The sequence below is a fragment of the Rhodococcus sp. 21391 genome (assembly GCF_016772255.1).
Classification (GTDB): Bacteria; Actinomycetota; Actinomycetes; order Mycobacteriales; family Mycobacteriaceae; genus Rhodococcus_F; species Rhodococcus_F opacus.
Window position 1 is genome coordinate 1,326,666 of sequence record NZ_CP063781.1, and the last position, 17,138, is coordinate 1,343,803.

Here is a 17,138-nt window from a genome sequence, read left to right on the forward strand (position 1 = left end):
CGGCTCCGCCGCCCGTGCGCCTTTTTGGTAGTTGCGGCTACCAGAAAGGCGCACGGGCGCGAAGCGCCTAGGCTCTCCCTCATGGAAACCGAGTTCGTCCGCTGGACCGAGGACGGCACCGAGCATTCGGCGGTGTGGCGGTCCACCAGCGGGGCGACGCCCCCGAAGAAGATTCGCGTGGCCGACGACTCGATGACCGCCGACGAGGCGTACCGCCTGGCGTGCGAGGGGACGGCGCTGCTGTGGCGCGGCGACTTCCACAACGCCCGCCAGCTCGGCACGGCTGTCGCCGCCCGTACCGACCGTAAGACCCGTAAGACGTCCACCGACCCCGCCACCGCGTTCCACCTGCACCGGCAGACGCAGTCGCGGAGGGCGGGGATCCTCGGGATGCTGCTGGTGCCGTTCGACGCCGACCAGACCGTCCCGCTGCGACGCGCCCCCGACGTACGGCAGGCGGTGCTCGAGGCGTACGGACCCACGCACCAGCCCACCGTCACCACCCTGCGCGACCTGCTCGGGGCGATCGGCGCCCACGAGTGGCAGAAGAAGGGCGTCGAGATCCCCGCCCTCGGCGCGCGCATCCACCCCGGCTACGGCGTGTTCTCGCCGATTCGCGGCGAATACGTCGACCTCGTCGCCGACACCCCGCTGCCGTCGCACACGCAGGCGTTCGACATCGGCACCGGCACCGGTGTGCTGGCCGCCGTCCTCGCGCACCGCGGCGTCGAGAAGGTGATCGCGACCGAACTCGACGCGAATGCGCTCGCCTGCGCCCGGACGAATCTGGACCGGCTCGGCTACGCCGGTCAGGTCCAGGTGGTGGAAACGGATCTGTTCCCCGACGGCCGGGCACCGCTGGTCGTGTGCAACCCGCCGTGGATTCCCGCCCGACCCACCTCGCCGATCGAGTACGCGATCTACGACCCGGACAGCCGGATGCTCCGCGGATTCCTGGCCGGGTTGGCCGAGCACCTCGAGCCCGGGGGAGAGGGCTGGCTCATCCTGTCCGACATCGCCGAGCATCTCGGACTGCGGACCCGCGAGGAATTACTGACCTGGATCGAAGACGCCGGACTGACCGTCCTCGGACGCCGGGACGTGGCGCCCCGGCACGGCAAGGTCGCCGACCGATCGGATGCGCTGCACGCCGCGCGCAAGCGGGAAGTGACGTCGCTGTGGCGGCTCGGTGCGCAGGACCCGCCCGCCGGGTAGCAGCCGGACGTAACGGCGACGCCGTCCGGAACGGTCTCCATGTAGGTCACTGATTTCACCCACCTCGAGGAACCGCGGAATGACGTCGCCCCTGCCCGTGCTGGCTTCCGAGCCGCGGCGCAGCGGTGCGGAGCGGGGAACCCTCGGGTGGACGAGATGGTGCGACCCGCTCCTGCTCGGACTCGTGGCGGTCGCGATCTCGGGATTCCGGTCGTGGTCGCCGTCGTTCTGGCACGACGAGGCCGCCACCGTCTCGGTCGCCGGGCGCGACATCCCTGACATGGTGCGGTTGCTGTTCGACGTCGACGCCGTCCACGGCGCGTACTACCTGGGCATGCATGGCTGGCTGCGCGTGGTCCCCCTCACCGAGTTCTGGCTGCGATTGCCCAGTGTGCTGGCCGTGGGGATCGGCGCCGCCGGCCTCGTCGTGCTCGGGAAGCTGGTGTCCACGCGACGGGTGGCGTTGGTCGCGGCGCTCGTGTTCGCGATCCTGCCGCGGGTGACGTCCGCTGGAATCGAAGCGCGCTCGTACGCGCTGTCCGCGGCGCTGGCGGTGTGGGTGACCGTCGTGTTCGTCGTGGCCGTGCGCAGGCGGACGGGCACCGCCTGGGTGCTGTATGCGCTGCTCGTCGCGGTCTCGACCACGGTGTTCCTCTACAGCATCCTGATCGTTGCCGCGCACGTCGTGACGCTGGCGGTGACGAAGACCGGACGTCGCTGCGTCGGGTCGTTCGTCCTGGCTGCCGGCGCGGGCATCGCGATCGCGGCGCCGGTGATCGTGCTGGTGCAATCGCAGGCGGATCAGGTCTCGTGGATCGCCGGCCGGAATTTCGACCTCGTGTGGATCGTGCTCGTCGAGCAGTACTTCGACAACGCCCTACCCGTCGCCGTCGTGTCAGGACTGCTCGTCGTCGCCGGAGTGACGGTCGGCATCGTCCGGGAGCGTGACCGCCGGGACGGCGACCAGGCCGGGCTTCTCGCGACCGCGATGCCCTGGCTCGTGGTGCCCACCGCGCTGGTGCTGCTGTATTGGCTGACGTCGCAGAACGTGTATCTGGGTCGCTACTTCACGTTCACCGCCCCCGCGTGCGCACTGCTCCTCGGACAGTCGATGGTGTGGATCGCCGGCCTCGCCGGACGACGATCGCTGCCGCTTCTCGCGGTGATCCTCGCACTGTTCGGTGCCATCGCCCTGCCGCACTACCTCGTCCAGCGAGGACCGTACGCCAAGCCGAGCGGCATGGATTACAGCCGCGTCGCCGACCTCGTCGAATCCGAGGCCGCACCCGGCGACTGCGTGCTCTACGACCTGAAGAACGTCTGGAATCCCGGCCCGATGCGCACCGTCGAGACCGTCGATCCGCCCGCCTTCGCCGCTCTCCGCGACATCTCGCGGGGATCGACGGCCGCGGAACTGGGCGAGTTGTGGGACGAGACGCTGGCGCCCGACCGCATCGCGGACCAGATCAGGAGTTGTCCGGCGATCTGGCTGCTCACCGACCGATCCGCGGGGGTCGACAGCCACACCGGGGCGGCCGTCGATTCCCGTGATCCGGTGGCGCTCGGCGCCAACTTCCGCGTCGTGCGGTCCTACGGTTTCGACGTGGACGAGCGGTGGCAACTCAATGTCAGCCAGGTCGTACACTTCGTCCGGCGCGGCACGTAGCGCGCTTTTCCGTTCCGGTGGCGGATCCTCGACCACCACCTCATACCTGGGCTTTCGCAGGGTGGGCGACGCACACTGGCGGCGTCAGATCGCGGCGAGCACCCTGATTGCCGCCGCCGCGGCAGGGCCCCGGTCAGATAAACCCACCGGTCCGGTCGCCTCGTTGATCGACGGAGCACACTCTCGACGGCACCGCGGGCCGGACTCGGGCGCTTGCCGCCGCCGCTAGTTGACGAGCCCAGCAAGCAACCCGGCCGTACGCCCTTCCCGAGAAGGACATCCGCGACGACGCACCTTTCCGGAGCAAGTCCACGACCGCTACCGTGCGAGAGGTGGAACTCATTCTCGCTGCCTCGGCCGAATTCGAGCGCGTGGTGCGCCACCTGCCGGTGGACTCATGGGACCTGCCCACACCGTCACAGATGTCGGTGCGTGACCTGGTCGAGCACGTCGTGGTGGGAAACCGCTTCACTGCGCTCCTGCTTGCCGGCGTCGGTCGTGAACAAGCCCGGAACATGCTCACAAACGACCAGCTCGGAGACGACCCGGTTGCCGCGGTGGCCGAATCGTCACGACATCAGGCCGAGGCCTTCGCCGCCGCACCACCGGAACAGCCAGTTCCAGGCCCGAGCGGCGACGTCCCTGCCGAAGCGTTCCTGCGCTTCCGGCTCGTCGACCTTGTGGTTCACGCGTGGGACCTCCTCCGCGCGGCGGGCCTCGATGAAACTCTCGACCCGCCTGTGGTCGCCGGGCTATCTCGTGTGGTCGAACCACATCTGGACGACATGCTCGCGTTCGGTGCGTACGGCGAGGGCCCGAGTGGCACATTGCCTCCCGACGCTTCGCAGCAGACCCGGCTCCTCGACTGGTTCGGGCGACGGCCCTAGCCGCACTGCTCGCAATCCACGCCGATGCCACCGACAGGGCGGAGGCGATGGCTGAGGTTCAGGTGCGAGCAGCGTTACGCCCGTGAGTGGTTGACGAGTTCCTGGACCCGTCAACCACTCACGGGCGCGGAGCGCCTACCGGCCCAGCTGCGGGAACGCGCGTCGCGCGCACGCGTGAGTAGACCAGCCGATCGGCGTACCCGATGTCGCAGCCGAGGCCGATCGCGAAATTGCGTTCCGGGGCGAGATATCCGAGACCGCCGCTGTGGGTGGTGCGCGCGATCCACAGGTAGGCGCGCCCGTCCGGCATCTTCGACACCTGCGTGAGGATCCGGCCGGGATTCGCGCCTCGTGGACCACCCACAGCGGGCAGCTGCCGCCGACTCGGGAGAAGTGGAATGCGCTGGCAGACTGGCGCTTCGAAATGTTCCCGGCGCGATCGGTGCGGACGAAGAAGAACGACACGCCGCGCTGGCCCGGCCGTTGCAGCGTCGACAGCAGGCGACAGATCGTCTCGAACCCCACCTCGAACTTCAGGCCCAGCAGGTCGATGTCGTAGTGGAGTGATTCGGCGGCACCCAGGAACAGCGTGTACGGCAGGATGAGCGCCCCGGCGAAGTAGGAGCCAACCCGATTCGCGCGAGCGCGGCGGACTCGGCGGTCAGCGACTCGTCCTCCGCGGCGATCGGGGAGTTGAAGGGCCCGCTGCACGGCGGCGCCAACGAGGCCGTCATGCACGACATGCTCGAGATCTTCGATCCGGACCGCGCCGAGGAGTGGCTGCTGGGCAAACTCGCCGCCAAGGAGAAGGTGATGGGTTTCGGCCACCGGGTCTACAAGAACGGCGACTCGCGGGTGCCGACGATGAAGGCGGCACTGCTCGACATCGCCGCCGCCACCGGCGGTGAGAAGTGGGTGCGAATGTACGACGTCCTGGAGAAGACGATGGCCGGCGCCACCGGGATCGCGCCGAATCTCGACTTCCCGACCGGTCCGGCGTACTACCTGATGGGATTCGACGTGGAAATGTTCACGCCGGTGTTCGTGATGAGCCGGATCACCGGGTGGACCGCCCACATCATCGAGCAGAGCGCGTCGAACAGTGTGATTCGCCCGCTCAGCGAGTACTCGGGCGTCCCCCAGCGCTCCGTCGTCGCCTGACGGCTTGTGCGCCTTTGTGGTTGCTGCCGCTACCAGAAAGGCGCACGGGCGCTAGCGCTTCTTGACGTGCGAGACGATTTCCGGATCGCTTTGTCCGTTGGTCTTCATCTTCTTGTCGGCGCGCTTCTCCTTCAGCGACTTACCGGATTTCTTCGACATGGAATTGCGGGGCGATTTGTCAGCCATGGACCATCCCTGAATGCGGAACCTGGACGGCTCCGATAGTGCTGACAGTACGCCACATCCCGGGAAACCCGGACCGATCGTCGAAAGGGCGGCTTCTAGGACGACGGATCGTCGAACAGGGTCTGCTCCTCGGGGTTGGTGAACAGCCCCATCTGCTCGGGCCGCGGCTTGGTGTCGGGAGCGCTCGCCGTCGGTGGCAGCACGACGGTGCGGAGGGCGTGGCGCAGGGCGCCGACGATGCGCTCCCACTGGTCCGCCGACGCATCGTCGGTTTCACGCAACCGGGTCACCCAGGCGATGCCGGTGTCCAGGAGCACGAGGATCCGGTCGCGGTCGTGACCGCAGACGTCGGTGACGACAGCCGGATCGGTGTCGCCTCCGGGCCCGGCATGGAGATGGAACAGCGTCTGGAGTTCCTTCGGCAGGTCGGTGGACGACATCCGGTTCTCGGTGCGAGGTGCCGCGTCCGCCTCCGCGTCCGGGCCGGAGTCGCGGTGGAAGAACAGTTCGCCACCGAACCGCGATGCGAACTCGTTGTCGACGGTGCTCAGGAAATCGGAGAACACCTTGCAGCTGTCCGTGAGGTGCTGGGGGACGAACGGGTTGCCCGACACTTCCAGGAACGCCGACAACCGGTCGTCGACCAGCACGAACTTGATCCGTGACCACGTGCGGTTGAGGTCGGCGGTGACCTCGGCCGCCCGGGTGCGGTCGCTGATGTCGTGCACGAGCGGCGCGAACAGTTGCACGTCGACGGTGTCGGCGAGCGGGCCGACGAACAGGATGGTGTTGCCCATCCGGATCGGGACGTCGCCGTCCGGGTCGCGTTCGGGCAGCAGCCCGAGCATCGGCACCAACGCGAGCGTGATCAGTTCGTGGAGATGCTCGACGTCGCGGGGGACCACGGCGGCCGCGGGGTCGAGTTGCGCGACGAGCGGCGGCCGCACCGCAACCGGGTCGAACGTGGCCTCGGGATCCGTACTCGACGTCTCGGTGCTCAGGAACGCGGGATGCGTGATTCCCCAGACGTCGCGGAACGCGGCCACGGCCATCGCGGCCAGCTGATCCGACCACGACAGCTTCTTGTCGACGTAGAACGCGGGGGAGCCGTCGTCGGGTTCGTCGTCCGGGCCGCGCGTCGGCCGGTTCCAGCCCAGCTCGGTGAGGTACGTCTGCTCGGCCTCGGTCAGTGCGCGGTCGGGGTGCAGGTAATGGTTCGACGGCACCTCGCAGCGCACCGTGTCACCGTCCCACACGACGAACTGAATGCACGGCATCAGTCCCTGGGATTCGTCGAGCTCCTCGAATCCCGATTCGAGGACCAGAAGGTCCTCGTCCTGCATCGCTGCCAGATAGTCCGCGAGGCGCCGCTGGAACTCCGCCCAGTCGCGGTTCACGCTCGAATCCAGATCGAAGTCCTGCATGTCTGCTCCGTCCGGGTCGGCCACGAGTCACCTACTTCCGCTCTATACGGTAGCGGCGCTCGTCGAGACCGCAGTGCAGGAGGGGGCGGTGGGCTCAGACGGGGTGACCGGCCGCGATTCGTCCGGTCAGCCGGGTGACGGCGTCGAGGAGGTCCCACGACGTGCCCGGTTCCACCGCCACGGCGGTATCGCCCCACACGACGTACCGGCCGTCGCCCTCGATGTCCCGCCACGCCAGACCGCCGACGGGGCGTGGTGAGTGCCGCGCGCCGCGGATCACGGTGACGACCCCCTGGCTCGTCGACGGCCGGTCGAGGATCCGGGCCGCCCGTGCGCTCCCGGCCGGTGTCGGCGGGACCACGACGCCCGCCGCCGCGCCGGCGTCGGTGTCGGGGAGCTGAGCGATCAGCTGCCGGCCGACGTCGTACGGTTCGCAGCTCCGGATCACCACTTCGCCCGGATGCTGCACCGCCGCGATCCCGTGCCCGCGTGCAATGGCTCCCGTCATGCGGACCGGGGTACCGCCGTCCGCACCTGCCGAACCGGAGATCTCGATCCGGAGGTCGGGTTCGGCGAGCACCAGCAGCGCCGACTCGAGCGCGTCGTGTTCGGGTCCGGAGAAGGCGGCGCCGATCCGGCGCTGCTCCGCCGCGTACTCGTCGGCGGTGGCCAGCGTGCTCGTGACCCTGAACGGATACGGAATGCGGTCCTGGCCGGTCCGGGCCCACAACGCCGAGAACTGCGGGCCGGTCAACACCCAGTGCCCCACGACTATCGGCCGATCACCGCGGGTGTCACGAGAGGCAATCTTCCGACGAGTTCGCTTCCCTCGTCGATGCTTTCGAGGTACGTCGAGGGTTCCTCCTCGTCTTCCCGCGCGGCTGGCAGGGCGGGAGCGCCCGGCCGTTCGGGGGTGGTCGTCTGGTGAGAGGACACGATGCTGCGCGCGTACTGCGCCACCCCGCCGCCGACGGCCCCGGCCAGCGCCGCACCCGCGATCGAACCCGGCGCAGCCTGTGCGGGCGCCGACGAGTCCTCGAGCAGCACCTCGCCGCTCTTGCGGTGCTCAGTGCGCGGGACGGATTCGGATCCGGGCTCGGCCACCTGCTCATCGCTGGGTATGCCGTGCACCCCGTTCGGTCCGATGTCGAAGCCCACCGGCTGACCGTTTGCCGTTGCCGCGGCATCGGTCGCGGCGAGGCCCGCAACGGGGAGTTGTTCGTCCGCGACCCGATACGCCGAGGTGTAGAAGGTGTCCATGGCGGCCTTCGCGTTCTGTTCTGCGGCGTCGGCGTCGGCTTCCGCGGTCCAGTTGACGGGCAGCACCCGGGTCCAGTCGGTCGGGTGTTCGCCGGGCCGGCCCACCGCGCTGCGGACCGCTTCGGCTCCGGTGGTCGCGTGCCGCAACGCATCCGCCACATCGGTGAATCGGCCCCCGACCTGCCCGGCTTGGGCGGCGTAGTCGTCGAGCGCCGACGCCACCGCGTCCGCGGTCGGCCCACGCCAACCGGTGTCGACGGCGGCACGGGTCGCGTCGTGGAACTCGGTGACCGACTCCTGGAATCGGCGTCCGAGGTCGTCCCAGGCCGCGGCCACCGCACCGGACTCGGCGGGCCTCAGCGCGTCGACCGCACACCTGATGGCTCGGTGATCCCACTCGCCCGACCGAAAATTCTCCCCGCCACTCATCCCCGACCTCCGATGCTGGACACTCACGGTCCCGGAGTGGACCCCCCAATCCGGCGGGAAGCCACCTTACCGACTCCTGCACCGGGCTTGTCACCGCTCCCGATCTCGGAAAGGCTCGGGTGGGCCTCAGCCCCGCGGTCTGGTGGTGACGGGCGGGATGGTGATCACCGGACGCGTCGTCGTGGTGGTGGTGACCGGCGGCAGTGTCGGCTTCGCGGGTGCCGCCGTCGGCGGGGCCGCGATCCGGGGCACGGTCTGCTCGGTCGTCGTGATGACGGGAGGCCGGGTCACGGGTGTGGTGACCGGGGCCAGGCTGATCGTCGGGGGAGGCGGCGCGACCGTGGTCCGGACGGGCGGTGGCGGGGCGGGGGTCGTCGAGGGCGCGGGCGGCGGCGCGGTGGTCACCGGCGCCGGTTCGGTGGTGAGCGTGGCGGCCCGTGGAGTGGTGAGGTCGGCCATCTGCCAGGTGGGGGTCGGCGGGACGAACACCTGGAAGGTGGCCGGTGCGGCGCTGTAGGGCCCGGCGGCCTGCAGGCCCTCCGACGTCAGCGGTGGCGGCACGACGTCCGGCCCGCGGTTGCCGAACGCGCCGCCCGCGGCACCGATCATCAGGCCGGAGACCGCCGACACGGTGGCAATCGCGAGTGCCCCGATCGCTACAGTCCTGTCGTCCATGCGCTACCCGTCCTCGGCGTGCAAATGCGTCCACCATAGAGGGCGGTGCCGCCTGCTGCCTCATGTGTCCGGAAGACGAGTCGTCCGGGCGGGTTCGCTGGATGGTTGCCGGGGTTCGGCGCACGCTGACGAGAACTCTTGTTCGGGCGAGCCGGTCAGCCGACGATCGAGCGGTGTCCATACCGCTCCGACCGGGGGTAACGATGTCTCTGCTCGACTGGTTGTTACGCCGTCCGCTGTCCGAACGAACCGGGGCGGCCGTCGCCGCGTCGGCGATGCTGTTCGCTTCGTGAGCCGGCTCGAGATCGACGCCGACGTCCTCGTCCTCGGCGGCGGACCCGCCGGAACGTGGGCGGCACTGGCGGCGGCCCGGGCGGGCGCGCGGGTCGTCCTCGCCGACAAGGGCTACTGCGGCACCAGCGGCCCCACCGCGTCGGGCGGCAACAACCTGTGGAACGTCCCGCCCGGGCCTGCACGCGAACGGTCGGTGCAGGCCCGCTTCGAGGACGGCGGCAGACTGTCCGAGCCGGCCTGGATGTACCGGGTGCTCGAGGAAACCCACCACCGGGTGGATGAACTGGCAGGCGCCGGCTACCGGTTTCCGTCCGGCGACGACGGCCGGGAGGTGCGTACCAGCCTGCAGGGGCCGGAGTACATGCGCCGGATGCGCAGGCGCGTGCACCGCGCCGGGGTCACCATCCTCGACCACAGCCCCGCCCTGGAACTGCTCACCACCGGCGACGGCATCGTGTCCGGTGCCGCGGGTCTGCAACGGCAGAACGGATACTCCCCGTGGTCGGTGCGTGCCGGGGCAGTGGTCGTGGCGACCGGCGGCTGCGCATTCCTGTCGGGAAGCTTCGGAACGAACGTCGACACCGGCGACGGACTCCTGATGGCGGCCGAGGTCGGGGCGTCGTTCTCGGGCATGGAATTCTCGACGGCATACGCGCTGGCACCGGCGTGGAGTGGGCACACCAAGGGTTTGATGATGCAGTTCGCCACGTACTACGACGCGGACGGCCGGACTCTCGGGGACGGCGGTTTCTCCGCACGCGGCGCCGCGATGGCGCACCTCGCCGCCGGCCGCCCCGTGTACGCGCGACTGGACCGAGCCAGGCCCGACATCCGCGCGGCCATGCGCACGTCGCAACCGAATTACTTTCTGCCGCTGGACAAGGCCGGTATCGACCCGTTCACGCAGAAGTATCCCGTGCGGGCAGTCCTGGAGGGAACGGTGCGCGGAACCGGAGGCATCCGGGTCGTCGGCACCGACTGCGCCAGTGACGTTCCCGGCCTGTTCGTGGCGGGCGACGCGGCCACCCGTGAACTCGTCACCGGCGGTCGCAGCGGCGGCGGCAGCCACAACGGGGCGTGGGCGATCTCCTCGGGGACGTGGGCCGGCGCGGGTGCAGCCCGGTTCGCTCGGAAGCGTCCCGTCCCCGACGGGGTGCGCGGCGCGGGCGCGGCGGGACTGCGCGGACCGTCGGCCCGCCGGCAGGCGTCGCGCTCCATCGTCGGACTCGTGCAGGAGCACACCCTGCCGCTGCGACGCAGCTACCGGCGCAGCGCGACGAGTCTGCAGGACAGCGTGACAGCCCTCGACGAGGCGTGGTCGGGTGCCGCCGATCTGCTCGGCGGCACCGAACGGGAGCTGCTGCAGGCACGGTCGGCCGCCGCGATGCTCGCCGTCGCGCGGTGGGCGACGCACTCCGCGCTGGCGCGGACCGAGACCAGGGGGATGCACGTGCGCACCGACCTGCCGGACACCGATCCGGCGCAGACCCGCCGACTGCTGTCGGGCGGACTGGGCAAGGTGTGGGTGCGGCCGGAACGCGGCACCACCGAGGCCCGGACGGTCGCGTCGTGATCGAGGTCGTCGTCGCCGACCGCTGCGTGCGGTGCGACATCTGCATCAAGGTCTGCCCGACGGACGTCTTCCGTCGCGGCGCGGACGGGGTACCCGTCGTCGTGCACCAGGAGGACTGTCAGACGTGCTTCATGTGTGAGGCGAACTGTCCCACCGATGCGCTGTACGTCGCGCCGTTCGACACCCCGGTTCCCGAGGACTCGACGCACACCGACGCCGAGGGTTTGGCGGAGTCGGGGGCGCTCGGCGCCTACCGCGCCGTGATCGGGTGGGGTGGCCGTCGCACGCCGGGTTCCACACTCGACCGGAACCACCTCTTCACCCCGTGAGTACTTGTTAACATCCGGCCGGCGGTTAAGAAGTACTCACGGGTGTGGCCTTGCGGATGAACCGGCCGATCTCGCGGATGGCGCGGGTGCCCTCGGGAAGCAGACCGGCGGCGGCCTGGAAGACGTGCACCTGCCGTTCCCACACCTGCAGTTCGCACGGCACACCCGCCTGGGACAGCCGCTCGGACATCAGTTCCGCGTCGACGTACACCATTTCCCGCGAGCCGGTCTGGATCAGCGCCGGCGGCATGGAGGCGAGGGAGCCGTCCACGGGTGACGTGGACGGCTCGTGCCCGCCCCTCGTGTCCAGTCTTTCGATCAGCCTGGACAGGGCACCGACCGCGCGTTTGGGGAAGACAGCGCAGAGGTCGGCGTTGGGATGGGCCAGCTTGTTCACCGGGTCGAGGTCGGTCAGCGGCGAAAGCGCGACGTCGGCGGCGGGACGCGGCAACCCCTGGCGCAGGGCTTCGAGCGTCACCATGAACGTCAGGAATCCGCCTGCCGAGTCGCCGGCGATGACGATGCGGTCGGCGGTGTACCCGTGCGAGAGCAGCCACCGGTACCCGTCGACGCCGTCCTCGACGGCCGCCCGGATGGGGTTCCGCGGGATCATCCGGTACGCGACGTTCAGCGTCGACGCCTTCGACTCCGCCGAGATCCGGGACACCATCTGGCGGTGGGAGTTGATCCCGCAGCACAGGAACGCCCCGCCGTGGAGGTAGAGGATCGCCCGGTCGGCGAGCTCACCCGGGGGCCGGATCCACTCGGCGCGGCAGTTCGGCAGCCGGATGGGCCTGCGCACGGTTCCGCGGATGGGACCGAGCGAGTATCCGAACAGGTCGACGACTCCCGTGGGCCACGGCAGTTCGGGGTAGCGCGCCCACCCGTCCAGGAACGGCCGGACCGTGCGGCGGAGTGTATGCGCGAGGGCCGTCGACTGCAGGCTGGTCCCGGCGAACTCCCGCCGCGTCACCGGGAGGGGTGACGGGCAGAAGTCGAAAGTCGCAGTGCTCATAGCCTGCCTCCGATCCGGCCTCGGTGCCCATCGACTTGCTGCGTTTAGGTTTTCCACCTCTTTGCGCCGTACGGTCTACATCGAAGTTGGTCGCACGGACGCTACGCCCGACGTAGCATCCAGGCAAAAGTCGTAATGGGATAGTGACCGAGCGGGGGTGAACGTCCAGGTGGGGATCATGCCGGTTACCGATTCGATATTCCTTCTCGGAGAATCGCGAGAGCATCCGATGCACGTGGGATCGCTCGAATTGTTCACACCGCCGGAGGATGCCGGCCCCGACTACGTGAAGTCGATGCACGAAACTCTGCTGAAGCACACGGACGTCGACCCTACTTTCCGGAAGAAGCCCGCGGGCCCCGTCGGCAGTCTCGGGAACCTGTGGTGGGCCGACGAGTCGGACGTCGACCTCGAATACCACGTGCGTCATTCGGCCCTCCCGGCCCCGTACCGCGTCCGGGAACTGCTGACGCTCACGTCCCGGTTGCACGGCACGCTCCTGGACCGTCATCGCCCGCTGTGGGAGATGTATCTGATCGAGGGTCTCGGCGACGGCCGGTTCGCCATCTACACCAAGCTGCACCACTCGCTGATGGACGGGGTCTCCGGGCTGCGGCTGCTGATGCGGACGCTGTCGACCGACCCGGATGTGCGCGACGCACCGCCGCCGTGGAACCTGCCGCGAAGAGCGTCGGCCAACGGAGCCGCCCCCGACCTCTGGTCGGTGGTGAACGGGGTCCGTCGCACGGTCGGTGAGGTGGCCGGTCTCGCACCGGCGTCGCTGCGCATCGCCCGCACCGCGATGGGGCAGCACGACATGAGATTTCCGTACGAGGCGCCCCGCACCATGCTGAACGTCCCGATCGGTGGCGCGCGCCGGTTCGCCGCGCAGTCGTGGCCGCTCGAACGCGTCCACGCCGTGCGGAAGGCGGCGGGGGTCAGTGTCAACGACGTGGTGATGGCCATGTGCGCCGGGGCGTTGCGGGGGTACCTCGAGGAACAGAATGCGCTACCGGACGAGCCGCTGATCGCGATGGTTCCGGTGTCGCTGCGCGACGAGCAGAAGGCCGACGCCGGCGGCAACGCGGTCGGGGTCACGTTGTGCAACCTGGCGACGGACGTCGACGACCCGGCCGAGCGTCTGACGGCGATCTCCGCCTCCATGTCCCAGGGGAAGGAACTGTTCGGCAGCCTCACCTCGATGCAGGCGCTGGCGTGGTCCGCGTTCAACATGTCGCCGATCGCCCTGACGCCGGTGCCGGGGTTCGTCCGCTTCACGCCGCCGCCGTTCAACGTGATCATCTCCAACGTCCCGGGACCGCGGAAGACGATGTACTGGAACGGGTCCCGGCTCGACGGCATCTACCCCACGTCGGTGGTGCTGGACGGGCAGGCACTCAACATCACACTCACCACCAACGGCGGCAACCTCGATTTCGGTGTCATCGGGTGCCGCCGATCGGTGCCGAGCCTGCAACGCATCCTCTTCTATCTCGAGACGGCTCTCGGCGAACTCGAGGCGGCACTGCTCTGAGAGGCCGCGTATTTCAGCGCCGGGCCGACTCCTGCTCGACGAGTGCCCGCCGCGATTCCTCGTGGAGCACCCCGAGCAGTTCGTGTTCGACGTCCGCGAACTCGGGCGACGTCATCATCGACAATTCGCGGGGACGCGGCAGGACCACCGTCACCTCGCGCCGCACGGTGGCGGGCCGCGCGGACAGCACGACCACCCGGTCCGACAGGTAGACGGCCTCCCGGATGTCGTGGGTGATCATCAGCACGGTCCACCGGTAGCGCTGCCACACGTCCTGCAACCAGGTCTGCATCTCGGTGCGGGTCAACGAATCCAGGGCGCCGAACGGCTCGTCGAGGAGCAGCACCGGACGGTCCTGGACGACGGTCCGCAGCATCGCGGCCCGCTGTCGCATCCCACCGGACAGTTGGCTGGGGCGGGCGTCCTCGAACCCGCCGAGACCGAACACGGAGAACAGTTCCCGGGCCTTGTCCCGCGCCTGCTTCCGGGGCACGCCCTGCACCTCGAGTCCGAGGGTGGTGTTGTCGAGGACGGTGCGCCACGGGAACAGCAGGTCCTTCTGCGGCATGTACGCGCACTTCGCGGGGCCACTCCCCGCGGGACGCACCGGTTCGCCGCCGATCGTGACGGTGCCGGCGTCGGGTTGGTCGAGACCGGCGAGCATGGAGAACGCGGTGCTCTTCCCGCACCCGCTCGGGCCGATCACCGACACGAACTCACCCGGTTCGACGGTGAACGAGACGTCGTCGAGGACGGGCCGGATGCCGCCGCGGACCGGGAACCCCTTGCTCAGACCGGACAGTGTGACGCGCGCGGTCTCACTCATGCCGGGCCCTTTCGTTCTTGATCCACGGGGCGACGACGCGCTCGACCGCGAAGGTGAGCAGGTAGAGGCTGACGCTGATCACGGCAGTCACGAGCACCGCCGCCAGCACGAGGTCGGTGCGGAAGGAGTTCTTCTGCGTCGCCATGTAGATGCCGAGACCGGACGTGGCCCCGACGTATTCGGCGAACACGGCGCCCACCACGGCGTACGTGATGCCGATGCGCAGGGCGGTGAAGAACCGGGGGATCGCCGACGGAAGCCGCACGTAGCGGAATTCCTGCCACCGTGAGGCACCCATGCTGCGCAACAACGCGCCCGCCTCCCGGTCGGCCGCGGCGAAACCCTCGATCAGACCGATCGTCATCGGGAAGAACGTGGCGAGGGCGATCACGAGAATCTTCGGCAGCAGACCGAATCCGAACCAGATGATCATCAGCGGCGCGATCGCGATGATCGGCAGCGTCTGCGACACGACGAACAGTGGAACGAACGCGCGTCGCAGCCACGGCGAGAAGTCCACGAGCACGGCGAGCGCCCACGCGAAGAGTAGGGAGACGGCGAACCCGATCAGCGTCACCTGGAGTGTCGCGGAGGCGTGACCGGAGATGGCGTCCCGCGCCCGCCAGCCCTGTTGGACCACCCGCAGCGGCGACGGCAGCACCTGCGGCCGGATACCACTGACCGTCACGTACACCTGCCATGCGACGACCAGCAGCGCCACGACCACGACCGCGGGCAGCACCCGCCGCAGCAGCGGGGACGCGCCCGGGACCGTGGTGCGGAGACTGGGGTCAGGGCTGAGCGAGGTACTCATTGGTGAAATACGTCGACCAGTCGGGTTCCGTGGTCAGCGGTGCCCCGTCGGGGCCGGTGAGCAGGCCGTGCTTGAACAGGAAACCGGAGTAACCCGCCCACTGCTCGGCCGTCTGTGTCCCGACCTTTCCGGAACTGTCCTTCATGTATTCGGAGGACAGCATCTGCTGGCTCTCTCGCACGAGGGACTCGTCCGTGAAGGCGCCGGGGTTGGCGTCGATCAGTATCTGTGCGGCCTCGTCCGGCCGGTCGGCGGCGAACTGGTATCCGCGCTGCAGGGCCTGGACGAACTTGCGGGCCTGCTCGGGATGGTCGGCCATCCATTGCTCGTTGCCCTCGATGACGAGCGCGTACGCATCCGGGAAGCCGTAGTCGGTGTAGTGGAAGTAGCGCATCGGGGTGCCCTGGTGCTCGGCCTCGATGCCCTCCCAGCCGAAGAACGAGACGGTGAAGTCGGCGGTGCCGGAGTACACGGCCTCGTACGCCGAGGTGCCGAGCGTGACGGTGGTGAATTCGCCCTTGCCGCCGTCGTTCCGAATGATCTGCTTCAGCGTCTCCTCGCCGTCCGGGTCCGCGAACCCGGCGTAGATCTTGCCGTCCAGATCCCGGGGGCGGGTGATGTCGGCGCGATCCGCCTTCACCGCGATGCCCGTCGCCCAGTGCTGCAGCGGAGCCATCACCGACGTGGTCTGTGCGCCCGCGGCCTTCGAGAACGTCGCAGAACTCTGGAAGCTCACCCCGAACTCCGCGTTGCCGGCGTCGACCAGGGTGTCGGGCGAGGTGTCGTTGTAGGGCAGCACCTGCACGTCGAGTCCGGCGTCCGCGAACCAGCCTTCCTGCTGGGCGACGAACAGACCGGTGTGGTTGGTGTTCGGTGTCCAGTCGAGTGCGAACCGGATGGTGTCGCCGGACTGCGAGTCACCGGCGCAACCGGTGAGCAGCGACAGGGCGGAGACCAGGACGACGGCTGCGGTGGCAGCGCGCTTGGTACGAGAGAAGAGTGTCACGACGCCGGCCATTCCTGCTTGTTGAGAGCGGTGTCCCAGAACATGTGCTCGTAGCGGCTGGCGATCACGAACGCCTCCGCCATCGCCTCACGCTGGGCATCGGTCGCGGCCTCGGCCGCGGCGTCCACGAGTTCGCGGGCCGTCGCGACGGCGGCGTGGAACTCCTCCGCGTCGTAGGTGGTCACCCACTGTGCGTAGGGGTGCGACGGGTCGGCGGAGAGCACCTCACGGGCGCTCGCCGCGAGCCGGTGCCCGACGTCGGCGTAGATCCAGAAGCACGGCAGCACCGCGGCCGCAGCCACCGCGTACGGCTCGGTGGCGGCGACGGCCGTCAGGTACGAGATGTACCCGAGGCAGGCCGGCGAATGCTGCGGCTCCACGTCCGACTCGGGGAGTCGTCCGCTGGTCAGCAGATTCTGGTGCAGCGTCGCCTCGACCGTGGCGGCCTCGGCGGCCGAGCCCGCCCAGAACCCGGCCTCGACCGGGCCCGGCGCATGCGCGGCGACCAGCGAGAGAGCCTTCGCGTACCCGGTCAGGTACAGGAAATCCTGCTCGATGTACGTGCGGAACACGTCCAGCGGCAGCGTTCCGTCGCCGAGGCGGCGCAGGAACTCGAGTTCGTCGATCGCCTCGCGCAGCACCTTGGTCCGGTCCCACAAGTGGTCCGTGAATCGGGCGTGCTGGCCGGCGCCGGCAGCATCGTGGACAGAGCTATTCACAACGTTGACATCCCTTCGTCAGCATTACCTGAGCAGGTTCCCGGGTGTGTTCTCAGCCCCGCCCGTGCGGAGCACCCCGTGTCAGAACAAGCCGACCCTAGCACCGGCCGTGCCGCGGGCGGAAA

General features: G+C 69.2%; 16 protein-coding genes, 2 pseudogenes and 1 riboswitch. Of the genes and pseudogenes, 7 read left to right on the plus strand and 11 right to left on the minus strand.

Annotated elements, in window-relative coordinates:
* The first annotated feature begins 81 nt into the window (after positions 1–81).
* The 3 genes from GO592_RS06220 (at position 82) to GO592_RS06230 (ending at position 3,768) form a co-directional block, all read left to right on the plus strand.
* Positions 82–1,215: a methyltransferase gene (locus GO592_RS06220; RefSeq protein ID WP_007300535.1), complete on the plus strand. Its 1,134-nt coding sequence runs from the start codon at positions 82–84 to the stop codon at positions 1,213–1,215.
* A 79-nt stretch (positions 1,216–1,294) separates the two neighbouring features.
* The gene (locus GO592_RS06225) at positions 1,295–2,881 is read left to right on the plus strand and encodes a glycosyltransferase family 39 protein (protein ID WP_007300536.1); all 1,587 of its coding nucleotides are present in this window, start codon (positions 1,295–1,297) and stop codon (positions 2,879–2,881) included.
* A 332-nt stretch (positions 2,882–3,213) separates the two neighbouring features.
* Positions 3,214–3,768: a TIGR03086 family metal-binding protein gene (locus GO592_RS06230; protein ID WP_007300537.1), complete on the plus strand. Its 555-nt coding sequence runs from the start codon at positions 3,214–3,216 to the stop codon at positions 3,766–3,768.
* A gap of 130 nt (positions 3,769–3,898) precedes the next feature.
* Here GO592_RS06230 and GO592_RS06235 read toward each other — a convergent pair.
* A pseudogene (locus GO592_RS06235) lies at positions 3,899–4,454 on the minus strand (helix-turn-helix domain-containing protein); the annotation flags it as partial.
* Here GO592_RS06235 and GO592_RS06240 point away from each other — a divergent pair.
* Positions 4,444–4,929, plus strand: a pseudogene (locus tag GO592_RS06240) (citrate/2-methylcitrate synthase); the annotation flags it as partial. The pseudogenes GO592_RS06235 and GO592_RS06240 overlap by 11 nt on opposite strands.
* Positions 4,930–4,980: 51 nt before the next feature.
* Here the strand turns inward: GO592_RS06240 and GO592_RS45770 are convergent.
* From GO592_RS45770 to GO592_RS06260, 5 genes are all read right to left on the minus strand, one after another.
* Positions 4,981–5,115, minus strand: coding sequence for a hypothetical protein (locus tag GO592_RS45770; RefSeq protein ID WP_005254130.1), 135 nt, complete (start codon positions 5,113–5,115; stop codon positions 4,981–4,983).
* 95 nt (positions 5,116–5,210) lie between these two features.
* Complete coding sequence (locus GO592_RS06245) at positions 5,211–6,563, minus strand: T3SS (YopN, CesT) and YbjN peptide-binding chaperone 1 (protein WP_007300540.1); 1,353 nt, start codon at positions 6,561–6,563, stop codon at positions 5,211–5,213.
* Positions 6,564–6,633: 70 nt separating this feature from the next.
* Positions 6,634–7,296, minus strand: coding sequence for an ESX secretion-associated protein EspG (locus tag GO592_RS06250; RefSeq protein ID WP_039952826.1), 663 nt, complete (start codon positions 7,294–7,296; stop codon positions 6,634–6,636).
* A gap of 14 nt (positions 7,297–7,310) precedes the next feature.
* Positions 7,311–8,228 carry a PPE domain-containing protein gene (locus GO592_RS06255; RefSeq protein WP_007300542.1) on the minus strand — a complete coding sequence of 306 codons (918 nt, stop codon included), beginning with the start codon at positions 8,226–8,228 and terminating at the stop codon, positions 7,311–7,313.
* 126 nt (positions 8,229–8,354) lie between these two features.
* Positions 8,355–8,903, minus strand: a complete 549-nt coding sequence (locus GO592_RS06260; protein WP_202715101.1) for a hypothetical protein — start codon at positions 8,901–8,903, stop codon at positions 8,355–8,357.
* A gap of 289 nt (positions 8,904–9,192) precedes the next feature.
* Between GO592_RS06260 and GO592_RS06265 the strand changes: the two genes are divergently transcribed.
* On the plus strand, positions 9,193–10,770 hold the full coding sequence (locus GO592_RS06265; RefSeq protein ID WP_007300544.1) for an FAD-dependent oxidoreductase: 1,578 nt from the start codon (positions 9,193–9,195) through the stop codon (positions 10,768–10,770).
* Positions 10,767–11,099, plus strand: a complete 333-nt coding sequence (locus tag GO592_RS06270; RefSeq protein WP_039952827.1) for a 4Fe-4S dicluster domain-containing protein — start codon at positions 10,767–10,769, stop codon at positions 11,097–11,099. Before GO592_RS06265 ends, GO592_RS06270 begins: the two co-directional genes overlap by 4 nt.
* A gap of 25 nt (positions 11,100–11,124) precedes the next feature.
* Here the strand turns inward: GO592_RS06270 and GO592_RS06275 are convergent, their stop codons facing one another.
* Positions 11,125–12,114, minus strand: a complete 990-nt coding sequence (locus tag GO592_RS06275) for an alpha/beta hydrolase (protein ID WP_007300546.1) — start codon at positions 12,112–12,114, stop codon at positions 11,125–11,127.
* 178 nt (positions 12,115–12,292) lie between these two features.
* Between GO592_RS06275 and GO592_RS06280 the strand changes: the two genes are divergently transcribed.
* Entirely contained in the window at positions 12,293–13,648 is a 1,356-nt protein-coding gene (locus tag GO592_RS06280) for a WS/DGAT/MGAT family O-acyltransferase (RefSeq protein ID WP_039952828.1), read from the plus strand.
* Between the two features lie 13 nt (positions 13,649–13,661).
* On the opposite strand, the gene GO592_RS06285 is transcribed toward GO592_RS06280, so the two are convergent.
* The 4 genes from GO592_RS06285 to GO592_RS06300 all read right to left on the minus strand — a co-directional run bounded on the left by GO592_RS06285 (position 13,662) and on the right by GO592_RS06300 (position 17,013).
* Positions 13,662–14,474 carry an ABC transporter ATP-binding protein gene (locus GO592_RS06285; protein WP_007300548.1) on the minus strand — a complete coding sequence of 271 codons (813 nt, stop codon included), beginning with the start codon at positions 14,472–14,474 and terminating at the stop codon, positions 13,662–13,664.
* Positions 14,467–15,288: an ABC transporter permease gene (locus GO592_RS06290; RefSeq protein ID WP_007300549.1), complete on the minus strand. Its 822-nt coding sequence runs from the start codon at positions 15,286–15,288 to the stop codon at positions 14,467–14,469. Before GO592_RS06290 ends, GO592_RS06285 begins: the two co-directional genes overlap by 8 nt.
* Positions 15,266–16,306 (minus strand): ABC transporter substrate-binding protein, encoded by a 1,041-nt coding sequence (locus tag GO592_RS06295; RefSeq protein WP_005254141.1) that lies wholly within the window; start codon positions 16,304–16,306, stop codon positions 15,266–15,268. The genes GO592_RS06290 and GO592_RS06295 overlap by 23 nt, the downstream gene beginning before the upstream one ends.
* On the minus strand, positions 16,291–17,013 hold the full coding sequence (locus GO592_RS06300) for a TenA family protein (RefSeq protein WP_007300550.1): 723 nt from the start codon (positions 17,011–17,013) through the stop codon (positions 16,291–16,293). The genes GO592_RS06295 and GO592_RS06300 overlap by 16 nt, the downstream gene beginning before the upstream one ends.
* Positions 17,007–17,102, minus strand: a riboswitch (TPP riboswitch). (Overlaps the previous gene by 7 nt.)
* Positions 17,103–17,138 lie beyond the last annotated feature (36 nt).

Excerpts from the sequence above, each read along its gene's own strand:
- GO592_RS06220 (WP_007300535.1), top strand. The coding sequence starts at position 82 with ATGGAAACCGAGTTCGTCCGCTGGACCGAGGACGGCACCGAGCATTCG.
- GO592_RS06225 (WP_007300536.1), top strand. The coding sequence starts at position 1,295 with ATGACGTCGCCCCTGCCCGTGCTGGCTTCCGAGCCGCGGCGCAGCGGT.
- GO592_RS45770 (WP_005254130.1), bottom strand. The coding sequence starts at position 5,115 with ATGGCTGACAAATCGCCCCGCAATTCCATGTCGAAGAAATCCGGTAAG.
- GO592_RS06255 (WP_007300542.1), bottom strand. The coding sequence starts at position 8,228 with ATGAGTGGCGGGGAGAATTTTCGGTCGGGCGAGTGGGATCACCGAGCC.
- GO592_RS06260 (WP_202715101.1), bottom strand. The coding sequence starts at position 8,903 with ATGGACGACAGGACTGTAGCGATCGGGGCACTCGCGATTGCCACCGTG.
- GO592_RS06275 (WP_007300546.1), bottom strand. The coding sequence starts at position 12,114 with ATGAGCACTGCGACTTTCGACTTCTGCCCGTCACCCCTCCCGGTGACG.
- GO592_RS06280 (WP_039952828.1), top strand. The coding sequence starts at position 12,293 with ATGCCGGTTACCGATTCGATATTCCTTCTCGGAGAATCGCGAGAGCAT.
- GO592_RS06285 (WP_007300548.1), bottom strand. The coding sequence starts at position 14,474 with ATGAGTGAGACCGCGCGCGTCACACTGTCCGGTCTGAGCAAGGGGTTC.
- GO592_RS06290 (WP_007300549.1), bottom strand. The coding sequence starts at position 15,288 with ATGAGTACCTCGCTCAGCCCTGACCCCAGTCTCCGCACCACGGTCCCG.
- GO592_RS06295 (WP_005254141.1), bottom strand. The coding sequence starts at position 16,306 with ATGGCCGGCGTCGTGACACTCTTCTCTCGTACCAAGCGCGCTGCCACC.